Origin of the sequence: Dyadobacter chenwenxiniae (assembly GCF_022869785.1) — a bacterium.
GTDB lineage: Bacteria > Bacteroidota > Bacteroidia > Cytophagales > Spirosomataceae > Dyadobacter > Dyadobacter chenwenxiniae.
In genome coordinates, this window is sequence record NZ_CP094997.1 from 4,731,363 (window position 1) to 4,747,441 (window position 16,079).

Annotated in this window: 14 protein-coding genes; 6 read left to right on the forward strand and 8 right to left on the reverse strand. The window is 44.2% G+C overall.

The window, feature by feature from the left end:
• Window positions 1-7: 7 nt before the first annotated feature.
• From MUK70_RS20125 to MUK70_RS20135, 3 genes are read right to left on the reverse strand one after another with little or no spacing between them, the layout of a single operon-like run.
• Entirely contained in the window at window positions 8-1,159 is a 1,152-nt protein-coding gene (locus MUK70_RS20125) for a DUF4249 domain-containing protein (protein ID WP_234654880.1), read from the reverse strand.
• A gap of 1 nt (window position 1,160) precedes the next feature.
• Entirely contained in the window at window positions 1,161-3,932 is a 2,772-nt protein-coding gene (locus tag MUK70_RS20130; protein ID WP_234607795.1) for a TonB-dependent receptor, read from the reverse strand.
• The gene (locus tag MUK70_RS20135) at window positions 3,929-4,654 is read right to left on the reverse strand and encodes a hypothetical protein (RefSeq protein WP_234607796.1); all 726 of its coding nucleotides are present in this window, start codon (window positions 4,652-4,654) and stop codon (window positions 3,929-3,931) included. The genes MUK70_RS20130 and MUK70_RS20135 overlap by 4 nt, the downstream gene beginning before the upstream one ends.
• A gap of 250 nt (window positions 4,655-4,904) precedes the next feature.
• Between MUK70_RS20135 and MUK70_RS20140 the strand changes: the two genes are divergently transcribed.
• Window positions 4,905-5,966, forward strand: coding sequence for an NAD-dependent epimerase/dehydratase family protein (locus MUK70_RS20140; protein ID WP_234607797.1), 1,062 nt, complete (start codon window positions 4,905-4,907; stop codon window positions 5,964-5,966).
• 227 nt (window positions 5,967-6,193) lie between these two features.
• Window positions 6,194-7,036: a hydroxymethylglutaryl-CoA lyase gene (locus tag MUK70_RS20145; RefSeq protein WP_234654881.1), complete on the forward strand. Its 843-nt coding sequence runs from the start codon at window positions 6,194-6,196 to the stop codon at window positions 7,034-7,036.
• A gap of 4 nt (window positions 7,037-7,040) precedes the next feature.
• Here MUK70_RS20145 and MUK70_RS20150 read toward each other — a convergent pair whose 3' ends face one another.
• A complete protein-coding gene (locus MUK70_RS20150) occupies window positions 7,041-8,153 on the reverse strand; it encodes a DUF8457 domain-containing protein (RefSeq protein ID WP_234654882.1) in 1,113 nt (370 codons plus the stop codon).
• A 102-nt stretch (window positions 8,154-8,255) separates the two neighbouring features.
• On the opposite strand from MUK70_RS20150, the gene MUK70_RS20155 reads away from it, so the two are divergent.
• Together MUK70_RS20155 and MUK70_RS20160 are read left to right on the forward strand one after the other, a co-directional pair.
• Window positions 8,256-8,843, forward strand: coding sequence for a thymidine kinase (locus MUK70_RS20155; RefSeq protein ID WP_234654883.1), 588 nt, complete (start codon window positions 8,256-8,258; stop codon window positions 8,841-8,843).
• Window positions 8,840-9,475 carry an SGNH/GDSL hydrolase family protein gene (locus tag MUK70_RS20160; RefSeq protein ID WP_234654884.1) on the forward strand — a complete coding sequence of 212 codons (636 nt, stop codon included), beginning with the start codon at window positions 8,840-8,842 and terminating at the stop codon, window positions 9,473-9,475. The genes MUK70_RS20155 and MUK70_RS20160 overlap by 4 nt, the downstream gene beginning before the upstream one ends.
• 67 nt (window positions 9,476-9,542) lie before the next feature.
• Here the strand turns inward: MUK70_RS20160 and MUK70_RS20165 are convergent, their stop codons facing one another.
• A complete protein-coding gene (locus MUK70_RS20165) occupies window positions 9,543-10,637 on the reverse strand; it encodes a chorismate mutase (protein ID WP_234654885.1) in 1,095 nt (364 codons plus the stop codon).
• Window positions 10,638-10,824: 187 nt separating this feature from the next.
• Here MUK70_RS20165 and MUK70_RS20170 point away from each other — a divergent pair, with 187 nt between their 5' ends.
• Both MUK70_RS20170 and MUK70_RS20175 read left to right on the forward strand, forming a co-directional pair.
• Complete coding sequence (locus MUK70_RS20170; RefSeq protein ID WP_234654886.1) at window positions 10,825-12,027, forward strand: proline dehydrogenase family protein; 1,203 nt, start codon at window positions 10,825-10,827, stop codon at window positions 12,025-12,027.
• A gap of 51 nt (window positions 12,028-12,078) precedes the next feature.
• A complete protein-coding gene (locus MUK70_RS20175) occupies window positions 12,079-12,891 on the forward strand; it encodes a lipoprotein signal peptidase (protein WP_234654887.1) in 813 nt (270 codons plus the stop codon).
• 33 nt (window positions 12,892-12,924) lie between these two features.
• Here the strand turns inward: MUK70_RS20175 and MUK70_RS20180 are convergent, their stop codons facing one another.
• The 3 genes from MUK70_RS20180 to MUK70_RS20190 form a co-directional block, all read right to left on the reverse strand.
• Window positions 12,925-14,523: a hypothetical protein gene (locus MUK70_RS20180; protein WP_234607805.1), complete on the reverse strand. Its 1,599-nt coding sequence runs from the start codon at window positions 14,521-14,523 to the stop codon at window positions 12,925-12,927.
• Window positions 14,524-14,778: 255 nt separating this feature from the next.
• Window positions 14,779-15,447, reverse strand: coding sequence for an OmpH/Skp family outer membrane protein (locus MUK70_RS20185; RefSeq protein WP_234654888.1), 669 nt, complete (start codon window positions 15,445-15,447; stop codon window positions 14,779-14,781).
• 7 nt (window positions 15,448-15,454) lie between these two features.
• Window positions 15,455-16,078: an OmpH/Skp family outer membrane protein gene (locus MUK70_RS20190; RefSeq protein ID WP_234654889.1), complete on the reverse strand. Its 624-nt coding sequence runs from the start codon at window positions 16,076-16,078 to the stop codon at window positions 15,455-15,457.
• Window position 16,079: the final 1 nt, after the last annotated feature.

Consider the following 16,079-nt stretch of genomic DNA (forward strand, 5'->3'; position numbering starts at 1 on the left):
TGAAATATCATTTCCAAAACGATGGTCTTGTGGTTGTTCCTCCCTGCGACCTGCAATCGGCACATTCCTCGGACGAGCTTAAAATAAAAGTCCTTCCCGCCGCATCTATCAGGGAGTTCAGGAGCACGCCATACGACTTGTAAGCATCTGCGGGTTCGAGTGTGTCGGGCGCAATGCACGTAGGAAAACGGCCTAGTGCGGGCGACAGGAAAATACGCTGCTTTTCTTCGTTAACAGCACTGAAATAGCCAAAAACAAGCTCCTTAGGGTCCCCTGCGTTCTTGATGTTGCCCGTCACCTGCGAAGGTTGCGGATCAAAAAGGCTTCCTGTCCCTTGTGTGGTTTTGGCCAGATCTGTCCAGTATTCAAATGCTTCCCTCGACAATGCGTATTGCCTTACCAGAATGCTGTATTTGAAAAACAGCTTGTTCGTAGAAATATCAATGATATTGACAGGTAAATCCTTAATAATGTCCTCGCTTAATTTAATGGTTGAGCCCAGTTTGATATCCTTGGATTCCAGTGTGTTCCAGCAAGTATTAATGTTGTCACGCCTTGAAATGATGGATTCTGTTTCGGGATCGCGCACCAGGCCCGAAAAATAGGCAGTCCTGTACTCAAAAGTTTCTTCAAATCGCCACCGGTAAAATCTCGTATTGTTTGCAGGATCATGCGTGTTCACATAAATGAGCATTGCATTTCTGTCCGTATCCAGCTTATAGGTCAGGCTGTCGATAGGCGGTGTTTTGGTTACCGACACATATTCTGAGAAATATTCACTACCGTTCGACCGCCGAATGTGGAGACGATATTTCGTTGTCATATTGAAATTAACAGGGGGTAACACATAAACGCCTTCACCCTTTTCTTCAAAATTATACGTTTCACCACTTTCTGCTTCCGCTGAAATCCGCGCGCCGCCTTCCGTAATGGGACGGGTGTCGTCGTTTGTATTTTGCGTGTTCCGCAATGTGATCCGGCTGGTGTCGCTGCCCACATTCAGGAACCCGTCCACAACCAGAAAGCGCTCCGTATTGTTGACTTCAGGCGGAGAAAACGGCTCTATACAGCCATATATAACCAGGGTCAATGCCAGAAAAATCATCACCTGACAGCCACAATGCATTTTTTCAACAGAATACCATTTCCGTTCAACCATGTCAGAATCTAAAATTATAAGTGATGGTCGGAATAGGCTGTCCGAAGATAGAAAGCTGGTAACCGTTGACCTTGCCGCCAACAGTCTGGAAATAAACCGAGGTGGGGTTCTTCCTGCCTAATACGTTGTAAACTGCCAGCGTCCATGAGCTGTGCGCCAGCTTTTTGATCCTGTGATTGCCCTCAATGTTCAGTGAAACGTCTGTCCGATAATAATCCGGGATCCTGAACTGGTTCCTGTCCGCATAATAAACCCGCTGAGCGCCATCGATCATGTATTTCCCGATCGGCGGCGTGTAAGGTCGTCCTGTGCTGTATGTGAAATTGAATGAAAAGCTGAGACGGTGCGAGAACCGATAGTTGGAGATCAATGTAAAATCATGCGGCTTGTCATAATTACTTGGGTAAAAATTACCATCGTTGGGTGCGTCCGGAGATTCACGGTCAATGGCGCGCAGCAAGGTTCTTGCATAAGTGTAACCAAGCCAGCCATTCAGCTTGCCGGTCATTTTTTTAATCATGAATTCAATCCCGTAAGCTTTGGCTTTGGTGTTCAGCACAGCGGCTTCTATATTGTGGTTCATGATCAGCGAATCCCCGCCTTTGTAATCCAGGAAGTTCTGAATGTTTTTGTAATAACCTTCCAATGATACTTCTATCTTATTTCCTCTGAAATTCCGGTATAACCCCACGGAAATCTGGTCGCCGATCTGAGGCTTCACATAGTTGTCGCTCAACTTCCAGATATCCGTCGGTGAGACAGTCATGGTGTTGGTTAGCAAGTGGATATACTGGCGCAGTGTGTTGTAACTTACTTTCAGTGAGAGGTTATCAAAAACGCTGTATCGGATAGAAGCACGATATTCGGGACCGCCATAGGACTTGATCTTCTTGCCGGAGCCATATTCCTTCACGCCATTCTGGTAAATATATTCAATGGGAAGCCCGGGAACATATGTATTCACACTTCTGGGACCCAAATACTGATAATAAGAATAGCGGAGCCCAGCCGTGATTGACAGCCTTGGATTAACCTCAAATTTATCCTCAATATAAATGGCACTTTCTGTGCCTTGTTCCGGTTCAAGCTCATCGGGGATGATCAATGATTCGGGTCCCTTCGGCTGGAACGATCCGGGGTGCAGTTTGTAATAAATTGTGCTTAAACCAAAATCCAGTGTGTGTTTCGGGTGCAGCACATAACTGAGGTCTGCTTTAAAATTGGATTGGTTAATGTCGAATTTCAGGTCAAAGGAATTGAGCGGCAAGCCTGCAGCGCCCATAGCATACTGATACTTGGTATGCGCAGCTGTGAAAACACTGTATAACCTGTTGTTAAATGTGTGCTTCCATTTCAAAGATGCCAGCTGGTTTTGATAAGTGTAAAGTGTGTCGCCGTAAAGCCTGAAACGGTCGTCGCTTATGTATCCGGTGAGGAATAAACTGTTCTTTTCGTTGATCTCGTGACTAATGTGCAGGTTCACATCGTAAAAAGACGCCGAACTTTTGTTGAAATTCTCGTTATCCAATGTCTTGATCAGCCAACTTGAATAAGTGGAGCGGCCGCCTAGTAAAAAGGATGTTTTATCTTTAACCAATGGCCCTTCCAATGTTAACCGGCCGGTGATGAGGCCAATGCCACCGGAAGCAACAAATTTTTTCTTATTACCATCGCGGCTGCTGATATCCAGGACCGACGCCAACCTTCCGCCGAATTTTGCCGGGATCGTGCTTTTGTAAAGCTCTACATCTTTCAGCACATCAGGATTAAATGCCGAGAAAAACCCGAAAAGGTGAGACGGATTGTAGATAACGGCATCATTATACTGGATCAGATTCTGGTCCGTGGAACCACCGCGAACATTAAGTCCCGTGCTATTTTCACCCACTGACTTGATACCCGGCAATGTAAGCACCGTACGAAGCAAATCGGTCTCGCCAAATACAGTAGGCACCTGTTTCAGGTTTTTAATAGTCAGCTTAACCGTTCCCATCTGCGTTCCGACCACGTTTTTGTCCATTCCGGCCTTCACCGAAACTTCCTTTAACGCGATTACGCTTTCACGCATCTCAATGTCTAGCTTTCCGTCCGAATAAAGCATTACCTGGCGTTGCGTTTCGCGCATCCCTGTGCTTTTTATTCGCACAATTTGCTTTCCGCGCGGGATTGTGAGGGCATACAGGCCCAGCGCATCTGTTGTAACCCCGATTGAAGGTGAAGTAATGAAAACTGCCGCACCGATCACAGGCTCGCCGGTGACCGCATTGCGCACGTAACCCGTTATCGTCGAATTTCCAGCCGTTATGCGGTGTTTTTTAATCCCAATCTCATGTAATTTACTTTCTGCGGTGGAAAGCAGTTTTTCTTTAGCATCATTTTCCGGCCCGGAGTAGGCAATGCTGCCGTTATCACCCGCCAGATCTGGCTCGAAAAGGCCGGGCACAAGTTGCGTAATGATCCTTTGACCCTGTGTAATGTAAATCCGCTTTTGCGCATCAATGGAGTATTCAAATTCGGACCCCTTGAAAACCTGATCCAGCACGTCACGGATTGCAAGGTCTTTTACATCCAGATCGAGCGTGAGACTGTCGAATTTAGAAGCGTCATAATAAAAATAGTAACCTGTCTGACTTTCAACCTGCTTCACGAAATCGTTGAAGCGTGCCGAGTCGAGGCGCATTGTGATTTTCTTCTCCTGCGTAGCTTGCGCGCTTGCACCCCTGGAAAATAAAACAACGCTGAACAAGATAAAAAAGGGTAAAAGTATCTTCATGGTCTGGCTAGTTTGTCGTAGGTTTCGACAATGGTTACAATAGCAACTTCGCGGTTCTTTCTAAATTTGATTTTTTGATCTTTCAGCACTTTCCGAAGCTCCCTTTTGTATTCAGGAAACAGATTTAATGCTGATTTCTTGGAGCCTACACCATAATAGCGGTCGCCTTTTTTCACGAAAATGTTGTTTTTCTGCGGATACAGTGCGATCACCATTTTATCCACAATCTTCTCCTGGCGCTGTTTAACTCTCCTCACAATCGTCCTCGTTTTGCCATTGTACAAAACATCGTAAAAGCCGGTGCGCATTTGCTCGTTAATATGCTTTCCCGCTTCCAATCGCTCAAATGTGTGATTATCTACATAGAAATAATCGATTTTTTCAGATTGCAGCAGGATATGGTCTCCATTGAAATGCTTGATAATGACCTCATCCTTGAATATATCGTAAAGCATAGGAATGCTGTCAAAGCGCTGGCCATCGTACATGAGCACACCATTATGCCATTTTCTAAATTCAAAAAACTGGTGTTCTTCCGACCGGTTGTCGTAAACGTAATATTGCCGGCCATTGTACAGGTTCTGCGACTGGCTCGTGGCCGCTTTGTACAGGGCTATCGGAAATGCAGTTTCCTTTGAAGGCCCGGATGCAGCAACCTCCTGCCCGAATGACATGAATGTGAGACCTAAAAAAAAGAAAATAACAAGAGTACAAATACGCATGTATCGCGAGATTTTTATTAGTTACGAAGGTTTGTTATTGACTTGTTGCAGTAGGGAAATATGTAATTAAAGATGTGGACATAAGTTACATACTTCATTTCAAAATTATTTAATTTAATTAGGATTTTTGAATTAAACATAACAAGTTTTAAATATAAATATTCTTGGCATGCTTAACCGTTCTTATGGAATCTCCTAACTTTGGAAGCAGTTTACATCCACACTTTATGCTTACTAATAAAATCGCTTTATGAAAATTTTAATTACCGGAGGTGCCGGTTTCGTGGGCTCCGCATTAGCCATAAACCTCAAAATTAATTATCCTGATTATCAGGTTTATGCATTGGATAACCTCAAACGCAGAGGTTCCGAATTGAATTTGAGCAGACTGAAAGCACATGGCGTGGAATTTGTGCATGGCGATATCAGGAACAAGGAGGATTTTGACTCTGTTCCCGCCGTTGATGTTGTCATTGAGGCGTCTGCGGAACCTTCTGTTTTGGCTGGCCTGGATGGAACACCCGATTATCTGATAAATACTAATCTGGTCGGGACTATTAACTGCCTTAATTATGCATTGAAGCATAAGGCTGGCTTTATTTTCCTTTCCACGAGCCGGGTTTATCCGATTAAGACCATTGAGACATTAAACTTCGTTGAAGAACCGACCCGATTTGCATTATCGGACGAGCAGCCGGTTGCAGGTGTTTCCTCCAAAGGGATTGCCGAAGATTTCCCGTTGAACGGGGCGCGTTCTTTATATGGAACCACGAAGCTGGCTTCTGAGCTGATCATTCAGGAATACAATGAATTTTATAACCTGAAAACGGTCATCAACCGCTGCGGCGTGATCACCGGTCCGTGGCAAATGGGCAAAGTGGACCAGGGCGTGATGGTACTTTGGATCGCGAAACATTATTTTGAGCAACAGTTGGGTTACTTTGGCTACGGAGGAACTGGCAAGCAGATCCGCGATATGTTGCACGTGGCAGACCTTTATCGATTGATCGACTGGCAGTTGCACAACCTTGAAAAAGTAAATGGAGAAATCCTGAATGCAGGCGGCGGACTGGAAAGCAGTGCTTCTCTGCAGGAACTGACAAAAATCTGTCAGGAAGTGACCGGCAAAACAATCCCGATCAAAGTCGTTCCCGAAAACCGCACCGCAGACATCAGACTTTACGTAACGGACAATACAAAAGTAACGGCGCTCACCGGCTGGAAACCAGAAATCGGCATCCGCCAAATCGTAGAAGACATCACAGCCTGGCTGAAGGAAAACGAAAAAGACCTGGCGCCGATATTGAGATAATGAGTGAATGAGTGAATGAGCGGGCGTCGTTGCGCTGAATGAGTGAATATCTGTTAAAAAAGGATTCACTCACTCCTAACTCGTTCATGATCACGCAATAAGGCATTAATTTAATCACTCATTCCCGCAGCCATTCACTCATTCACTCATTCACTCATTCAATCATTCAGCGCATCGGCGCCCGCTCATTCAGTCATTCACTCATTCACTCATTCACTCATTGAACCTTGAAAATCATCGAATGTCCGCGTGATGCCTGGCAGGGTGTTCATCGCTTTATTCCTACGGAGAAAAAAGCATATTACATTAACCAGCTGCTTCAAGTTGGGTTTGACACCATTGATTTTGGGAGTTTTGTTTCTGCCAAAGCCATGCCGCAGGTTAGCGACACGGCTGAGTTGATCGGCCAGCTGAACATTGCAGGTTCAGCTACAAAACTGCTTGCTATCGTCGCTAACGAACGTGGAGCAGCCGCTGCATGCCAGTTTTCTCAAATTACCGACATTGGCTATCCTTTTTCAATTTCCGAAACTTTTCAGATCCGTAATGCCAATTCCACCATTGCAGAATCTCTGGAAAGGGTAAAGCACATCGCAGCCTTAGCCGAAAACAATGGCAAAGCGCTTGTTATTTATATTTCAATGGGTTTCGGAAATCCATATGGAGACGCTTGGAATGCTGAAATTGTGTTTGAGAACATTGAAAAGCTGGCTCAATTTGGCATCCGCACATTTTCCCTGGCGGATACTGTGGGTATAGCGAAGGAAGGCGACATCAGGAATGTATTTTCACATATGTTAGCACTCCGACCTGATCTTGAATTCGGGGCGCATTTTCATACCACACCAGATCAATGGCAGGAGAAGGTTTTAGCTGCGTATGAAGCAGGCTGTCGGCGTTTTGATGGCGCAATGCTGGGTTACGGCGGTTGTCCCATGGCGCAGGACGAGTTGGTAGGAAATATGCCGACCGAAAATCTGGTGGCTTTTGCAAAAGAAAAAAAGGAACTGCTCAATCTGGATTTGCAGGCTTTGCAAAACGCTCGTGAGCAGTTCCTTCAATTGATATAAATGCTTATTGATTTGAGAATTTGCGTTTTACAATGGCCAGCAGCGCAGTAACCGCTTCACCATTCACATCCCATGCATATTTGGACGCATAACGATGCCAGATCAAATTTTGTGCCTCTTCAAAACTCTTCATCGTATCCAGCTCATAAACAGCTTTATCGAAATGCTCGCTATTTTTGTTAAAAAGCTGGTTGACAAACATAAAACGCTGCCCCAAAGGAATAGAGCCTGCAATGCTTTCGACTTTTACAGCCACATTTCCGTATGACTTATCGTCATCGTGCATTGGAAGCTCCACTTTATAGCGGTTGTTAAGCGATTCTTTTTCGGTAGAGTTGGTTTTTGCTATTATTTCACCAATAACCGCCGAAGCTGGCTCAGCGCGGGGTGGTGCAGGTTTAGCTGGCGTATCTAATTCGGTAAAGGCTGAATCAAAAAACGATCTCGACTCATTTCTGCCGCTTGTCGAAGTTGTCTTGCCGCTTTCAGAAATTCTAAGGTCGGATAAATTCAACGGGAAAATTTCGGAGAACTGAAGCAGATAAGGATCCAAATCATCGATCAGGTCTGGATTCCCTTTCAATTCATATAACCAGCTCACTGCCTGCGTCTGATACACCGAGTCCGAACCGCTGTCGGTAAGTCGGCCTAACATTGCCTCCGCTAATCCGCGGTGAATGTGGGTGTATTTCACAAGATGTTCGGCCTTTTCATGCGTAAATTCCGCATCTTGCTTTTCCCTTATTTTATCCTCCATATAGCTTTCAGGCGCAAGCAATAATTTCAAGGCATCTTTCACCGAATCTGACAAAAGCGGTTCAAGATCGGCACGTTTCACAGCAATGTGTTGTGAAGCCGTGTTCATAAAATCTTCCAGCGCCTGTTTAACCTCGTCATTATCAAAGTCGAAGTAAGGGCTGCGAAACTGCTGCGCATTACTTTTCCAGGCTTCAAATAATCTGTTTAAAATTCCGAGGTTAACCTGCCTCACAGGTGTGAGCTTCAATAATCCGGCTCCGGAGATCGTATCCTGGTCCCGGTACACCTCATTTAAAATAGTCGTGGTGAACCTGGCAGCGTATTGGTTGAGTGCAATTGAATTCAAATTATCCGGCATAACGAATAAGAGCTTTTGATAACGGCTGTGTTTAAAAAAAATGTGCTTGATTTGTAAAGATAAAGAAATTTGCCTTTTCAGCAGTCCAGTATTACGTCAAACATGTTCCTAGAACCGTCGCATAAGAAAGAAAATCAGAATCCCAAAACCGGCTGGATTGAAGTAATCTGTGGATCAATGTTTTCCGGAAAAACGGAGGAACTCATCCGCAGACTGAACCGCGCCAAAATAGCACGGCAGCGGATACAGATTTTCAAGCCAGCGTTGGATAAACGCTATCATGATGAGAACATTGTTTCACACAACGACAATTCGATCCGCTCGATTCCTGTACAAACATCCATTGAAATCATAGATCTGGCCGAAGACTGCGAAGTTGTCGGACTGGATGAAGCGCAATTCTTTGATGGAAAAATTGTGGAAGTATGCACATTACTGGCAGATTCGGGCAAGCGGGTGATCGTGGCGGGGCTTGATATGGATTATATGGGCAAACCGTTTGGCTCTATGCCGCAACTCATGGCTATTGCCGAATTTGTGACAAAAGTTCACGCCATATGCATGGTTTGCGGGGAAGTGGCCTCACACTCTTATCGGTTATCTTCTTCCAATGAAAGGGTTTTGTTAGGAGAAACCGACCTTTACGAAGCCCGATGCCGCCGCTGCTTCAACCTAGGTGAAATGGCATGAAAAGATGGCTCATCATTTCGTTGGTGTTTAATGCAATTTTAATCATTTCCATTAGCGTATTTGCATTTATATATCGGGACAAAATCATGCAGAGGTTTGTGCAGTTTAAAGGAAATCCCGCCATCATTATGTATGGCAACTCCATCACCGCACAAGGAAAATGGACCGCACTACTCGACCGCACCGACGTTTTGAATGGTGGACTTCCCGGCATGACCACTTATCATTTCCTGCAATTGCTCCAAACCCACGTCATTGACCTGCATCCTAAAATATGTTTTGTAAAAGGTGGAATCAATGACATTATAGTCGGCGTGTCGCAGGCGAAAATGCAGGGGTTTTACAAAGCGATTCTTGACAAATTATTGGCCAGCAATATTATCCCGGTTGTAACATTGACAGTCTACGAGCAGAATGATCCAATTAGTAAAACAGAAGTGGATTTATTGAATCAATTTTTGATTAAATATTGTGAGGAACACCGGCTAACCTACATTGATCTCAACCGCTTCATTTCAGATTCCACAGGCTTGAAGGCGGAGTTTGCCGTTGATAAGACCCATTTGAATGAAAAGGCTTATGAAATCTGGGCGCGGGAGATTAAGAGCGTTTTAAAGGAAAAGGGAATTTGATATAAATAAATAAAACAAAAACGGCTGCTTCTTGCGAGGCAGCCGTTATGCTATGCTATATTAAATCCTAAACATTCACCTGGTTCATCACCTCAGTTTGCTTGCGGATAGATTCCATGTGAACGAGTTTGAAAAGCTCGTCAACAAGGTTTGGATACAGGTTCATGCTCTTACCCCATCCTGCGCGCGTTTCCAAAACTTCCCGGAAACGGTCGACCTGGTAAGCGGCAACGTTGTTATCGCGTTTGTATTCAGCCAATTTTTCAACCAATGCCATGCGGTTTGCCAATGTTTCAAGCATTTCACGGTCCAGGTTGTCAATTTTGCTGCGGATAATTTCCAATTGTGATTGGTAATCACTGCCATAAGACTCTTTACGAACGTGCAGGTCGTGCAACATTTGCCCAAGCGCTGCTGGCGTCAACTGCTGAGCAGCGTCAGACCAAGCTTTGTCCGGCTCGCGGTGTGATTCGATGATCAGACCTTCATAATTCAAATCCAGTGCACGTTGTGCCAATTCATATAAGTAAGCACGTTTTCCGGCCATGTGGCTTGGGTCACCGATTACAGGCAGCTCAGGGAAAAGTGTTTTCAGCTCAATAGCAATGTTCCACATTGGGGAGTTACGGAACTTCGTTTCCTGCGCATTAGAAAATCCGCGGTGGATAGCACCCAATTTTTTCACGCCAGCCTGATTCAAACGCTCCAAAGCACCGATCCACAATTGCAAATCCGGGTTTACAGGGTTTTTTACCAAAACAGGAACATCAATGCCTTTCAATGCGTCCGCGAGCTCCTGAACGTTGAATGGGTTCACGGTTGTACGCGCTCCGATCCAAAGTATATCAACGCCATATTTCAATGCTAATTCAATGTGCTGAGGGTTTGCAACCTCAACAGCAACTGGCATTCCGGTTTGTTTCTTTACTTCCTGTAACCAGGGTAAAGCAGCTTCTCCCATGCCTTCAAAACTTCCTGGACGAGTCCTCGGTTTCCAAATTCCCGCACGGATTACGTGCGCAAATCCTTCCTCTTTGATCTGGATTGCGGTTTCTAACATTTGTTCCTCGGTCTCTGCGCTGCAAGGTCCGGCGATTACCAAAGGCTTACCTTCGGTATTGATCCAACTGCTTAACGGAAGGATATCTAAAGAAGCATTCATATTCAAAAACTTGTCCTTAATAAATAATGATAATTGTAATATTTTGATCCGGTGTTATGCGTATTTCTGGGATTGACGTACATTTGATATAACAAAAGTCAATCAACTTCTTAATGCGTACTACTTTCTTCCAGTGATTTTAAGCAAATCCATTAAATTTTCACTAAGGAAAAACGTATAAATAAAAATGGCATATCCTTCTCCAAAAGACGAAATACCTGTATTTTTTGAAGATACTTCCGTAGCATTTGCATCCAAATCCGACGCTAACCTGCGGAAAACTTACTGGTTATTCAGCCTTATGAATCAGGCTCGAGTGGTAAATTTAGGCACTTTTTTTATAAAGCTCGCACTAAAACTTCACTTACCTATAAAAAATGTTATCCGACTAACCATTTTTGAACAATTCTGTGGCGGTGAGACGATTAGCGACTGCGATCCAACGATTTCATTACTCGGGAAATCTGGCATCGGGACCATCCTGGATTACTCAGTGGAAGGCGAAGATAACGAGGCAAGCTTTGATGCTACCACAAAAGAAATACTAAAAACGATCGACAAAGCAGCTTCTTCTCAGACAATTCCTTTTTCAGTCTTCAAAGTGACCGGCGTTGCATCAGCCGATTTGCTCGAGAAAATCCAACGTAATGAGGAGCTTACCAGTGACGAAGAAGCTTCCTATCAGCGCATTCAGGAGCGCGTGGAGACATTATGTAAGCATGCGCATGATAAGCAGGTAAGGATTTTTGTTGATGCTGAGGAAAGCTGGATCCAAGGTATCATTGATGATCTCGCCTATCAGATGATGCAAAAATTCAATCGTGAAAAAGCCATTGTCTACAACACATATCAGCTTTACAGGCATGAGACACTGGAAGCGCTCAAAACAGCATACCTTACTGCCAAACAAAGGGGTTACTTCCTTGGTGGGAAGCTGGTGAGAGGCGCATATATGGAAAAAGAGCGTCTGAGGGCCAGAGAAAACGAATATTTTAACCCGATTCATGTTTCGAAAGAGGCAACCGATCACGATTACAACCAGGCGATCGATTTCTGTCTGGACCATATTGAGCACATTTCGATCTGCTTGGGCACCCATAATGAATACAGCTCGCAATATTGCGCCGCTAAAATGAGGAAACTGGGCATTAGCCAGCATGACGACAGGATCTGGTTTGCGCAATTGCTGGGCATGAGCGACAACATTTCTTTCAATCTGGCAAAAGCAGGATATAATGTTGCCAAATATGTTCCCTATGGCCCGATCGACGCTGTTTTGCCGTATTTGATCCGTCGCGCTGAGGAAAATACGTCTATTGCAGGACAAAGTAGCAGGGAGTTTCTGCTGGTAAAAAATGAATTGAAAAGAAGGGGAATCGGTTCTTTATAAGTAACTTATTACTTTCGCAGTCTTGAAAATTGTCAATTGTTTTAAAAACGAATGAATCAATCCCGAAATCCAACACCATATTTAGTTTTCAGTTTGCTGCTTATTGTACTGGATCAGCTTTCAAAATTTTTGGTCTATAAATACATGGAGCCTGGCTTTTCTGGTCAGATTCCGTTGATCGGGAATTGGTTAAAACTACATTATGTGCTCAATCCGGGCATGGCTTTCGGAATGCAGCTGGGCCACGAATACGGCAAACTGTTCCTTACATTGTTCCGTCTTGTGGCCATGTGCGCTATTGGCTGGTATTTGATTCATCTGGCTCGTTCCGGGGCATCCAAAGGTTTGCTTTGGGCGCTTGCTATGATCCTTGCCGGAGCGGTTGGCAATGTGATTGATAGCACATTCTACGGCGTGCTGTTGAAAAACGCTCCCTACGGTTCTCCTACTCCCTGGTTTCACGGGCAGGTTATTGATATGATCTTTGTCGATTTCTGGGAAGGTTTTATTCCGGATTGGGTGCCTGTTTGGGGAGGACAATATTATTCAACACCTATTTTCAACATTGCCGATTCATGCATCTTTATCGGCGTGTGCAGCATACTGATATTCCAGGGAAGTTTTCATGCAGATCATAAAGACGGCGATCACAAGGAACCTGACCATAGCAACGATCCGGAGCGCAGTGATCCTTTGCTGAAAAATGATCCAGAGTACATTACAGAACCAACGGATAACATTGCGAAAACTGATCATTACGGTGTTAGTGAAAGTCCCGAAAACCCACCGTTGAGCTCACCCGATGAACCTAGCCCGATTCGCCCGGTGAAACTGGAAGATGACGAAACTAAAAAAGAGAGCTAGGCTCTCTTTTTTAGTTTCCTACTATTAATAAATCTAGTTCTCGTCTTTTGTCAGCGGAACAAAGTCTTTGAATGCTTTCTTCAATGCTGTGTCTGTTGCCTCTTTTTTATTCTCCCAGTTCGCATCAAGCTCTAATGCGACCAAACCGCTCAGGTTCATCAGGGATTTGAATTCGTCCAGTTTGCGAATAAAGTCAGGCGTCCTGCGCGCTGATTTCTGGGCATATTCCCTTGCAAAAACATCACCTTTATTTTGCAGTTCATTCTTCTTTTGCAAAACGTAATTAAAGCGATCCAGTAACCCGTTTGTAGACTTACCAATGACCTCGGTCGCTTCAAGCGTTCCGACGGTTGCAACTGTCGTCCCTCCAATGGTTGTAATGTAGCCACGAGTTTTAGGATCACTCTGCGTAAACTGCGGCGCAAGTCCAGTCGTTGCCCCTAACGACGCATTCAGCAATGATCTGCTCCTTTTTCCCCGCTTTGCTTTTGAGTATGCCTTTTTGAGATATATTTCTTTCTCTTGCATTTGCTCCAAAAGTCCCCACGCATTCACTAGCGCACCTTTGTATAAGCCATACACATAGGCGTCACGCAGGCTTTCATCAACCGTGTTTTTAATAACAAATCTGATGGTTTTCTCTTTTTTATTCTGCGCCTTATCCATCACGTAAAAAATAATGTTAAACGAAAGTGTGTCGAAAGGGTCTTTCACAAAATCATATCCCGGCTCCCAGATAAATTCGTAGCTCGTCGGCGCGTTTTTCACCAATGCTTCCTTGGGCACATTCTTATTCTCGGAGATGAATGCAAATGTAGATATGTCATCCTCTCCATTCGGATCGGACAATGCAAAACGTAAATTGATACGGTTGTTTTCTGCACTTCTTACAGTTGAAACCTGCGGAACAATTGTGAAGTCCGGCGCAAGGTCCATTTGGGTTATATTTAATCTTAATCTCCCTTTTGTTCGTTCTTTGGAGGGCTGATCTTCCACATAGAACTCAACATATTTTGGGGACTCCTTTAAAATATTGAATTGTTTGGTCGAAGGTTCCCAGGCAATCTCTCCCGCCGAACTCAACCGCATTCCTTCCGGCATCTCCTCTAAAATCGGAATAAAAACAATCGGGTCGCCATCAGGATCCCGAACAGAATTCATATCAATCTGATAAGTGTTCTGTGTTTTGTATTGAATGTAAAAAGGCTTTAACTCGTCAACCTGTGGAGGCCGGTTTACGTGTATGACTTTAAAAACAACCTCACGCGATGCACTCTCCCCTGTTTTGGTCACTGCTTCAAAAACCACCGGAAAGGACTTGGAGGTGTTAATACGGTCAGCAATGTCGTAGCTGGGCGTCCAGACGAAATGACCGAGCGAGTCGAACTTCATGTCTTTGATCAACCCTGAGGAAACATTATACCGAACAGAGTCGCTTCTTCCGCCCTTGGTTTGCAAATGAAAATTTATCTCTTTCCCTTCCAATAACACATTCCATTCTGACTCACTAGGGAAAACAATCTGTAAGGGGCCATTCGCAGAACTCTTCATATTATCCTGCCCCTGCGCCTTTGAGAATAATAAAACGGCCGCCAGAAGTATCAGTATCTTATGAATATGCTTTGTAATCATAACTTCTAAATATAATTAATTCCATGTGTCGAGAAACCCTTAGAGTCTAACGCAAAACTAGCAAATACTGTATAGAAAAGCGTTTTGAATAAATTTAAAATTGATATTTGAAAAACAAAGTAACCGCGGATGGATTGTTTTTGTACATTTCAAATAATAGTGCAGTGCAGAAACTTCGGCCGTATTAAATACAAATACCGGAGGGAGCCATTTTAAAGACTACCCTCCGGTATTTTAAGTTCAATTAAACTGCTATTATTTTTTCTTTGGTGTCGTAGCTGGTGCTGTTGTCGCTGGCTTTGATGTCGCCGCCGGCGATGTTACTGGTGCAGCTGTTCCTGGTTTTGCTGCCGCAGGAGCTGCTGCTTCAATTTTGTCAGGATCCACACCTAATTTTCTAAGGATAAGATTGGTTGCGTTGTTCTCTTCGGAAGCTGCAAACAAGATAATAGGCGTTGTTCCTGCACCTGCATCCATGTTCAGGATATAAAGGAATCCGCTTTCTTTCCCAACCTCCTGGATCGCGTTGTTCACCTTAGTCAAAATCGGTTCAAGCAATTGTTGTTGCTTGGTTTGCAATGATGTCTGTGCATTGTTTTGCATTTCCTGAATTCTTGTTTGCAGATTTTGTAATTCTTTTTCCTTATCTGCACGGATGACATCCGTCATATTTGCTCCGTTTTTCTGATAAGCCTCATACTTCTCTTGCGCTTCTTTGTAAGTTTCTCCCAACGCTTTGTCCAACTGAGCCTTGGTAACTTCAAGCTGGTTCTGCATCACTTTGCTTTCAGGTAACTTGCCAATTATATAATCAACATTGGTATAACCGATTTTAGTAAGTCCGCTTGCAGGGGTCGTTTGCGCTAACAGAGGGGTTGTAATGATGGTCATCACGACCAAAAAAGCTATCAATTTTTGTTTCATTGCTTTGTTACTTAAGTTTACTGTTTTTACTTTTTTGTTTTGGTGAGTTTTCTGTCGGAGCCGGAACCGGCGGCTGTTCTGCTTTCCCTACTTTGTCGCCAGCCACTGCTTTTGCTTTTGTATCAATGCCAAGCTCCTCCATCACGTAGTCCGAATAATCGTGCTTGGGGTTTGTATAGAGCATGCCTACATCGCTGGACTTGTCAAACATAAAATCCAACCTGCGCTGACTGCAAACCTTGGTAACTGCTCTCTGCACCTTTTCAAGGACAGGTTTCATCAGTTCTTTCTTCTTCTGAAAAAGAAGTCCCTCCATGCCGAAGATCTTACTATTATATTCCCCGGCTTCGAGCTCCTTTTCTTTGATCTCGTTCTGACGTTTCCTTTTCAAGTCTTCCGTTAGCAGGATCTCCTCAGCCATATATGCGCGCTGCATGCGATCTATCTCCGAAAACTTGTCCTGGATTTCCTTGGCCCACTTCTCAGAGAACTTCTTCATCTCTGTTTGTGCCAATTGATATTCAGGCATTTTACTGGTAATGAACTCCATGTCTGTGTAACCAATCTTCTGCGCCCAGGACGCTGATCCACATAGAATTGACAAAACTAGTAAAATAAAAAACTTCTTCATG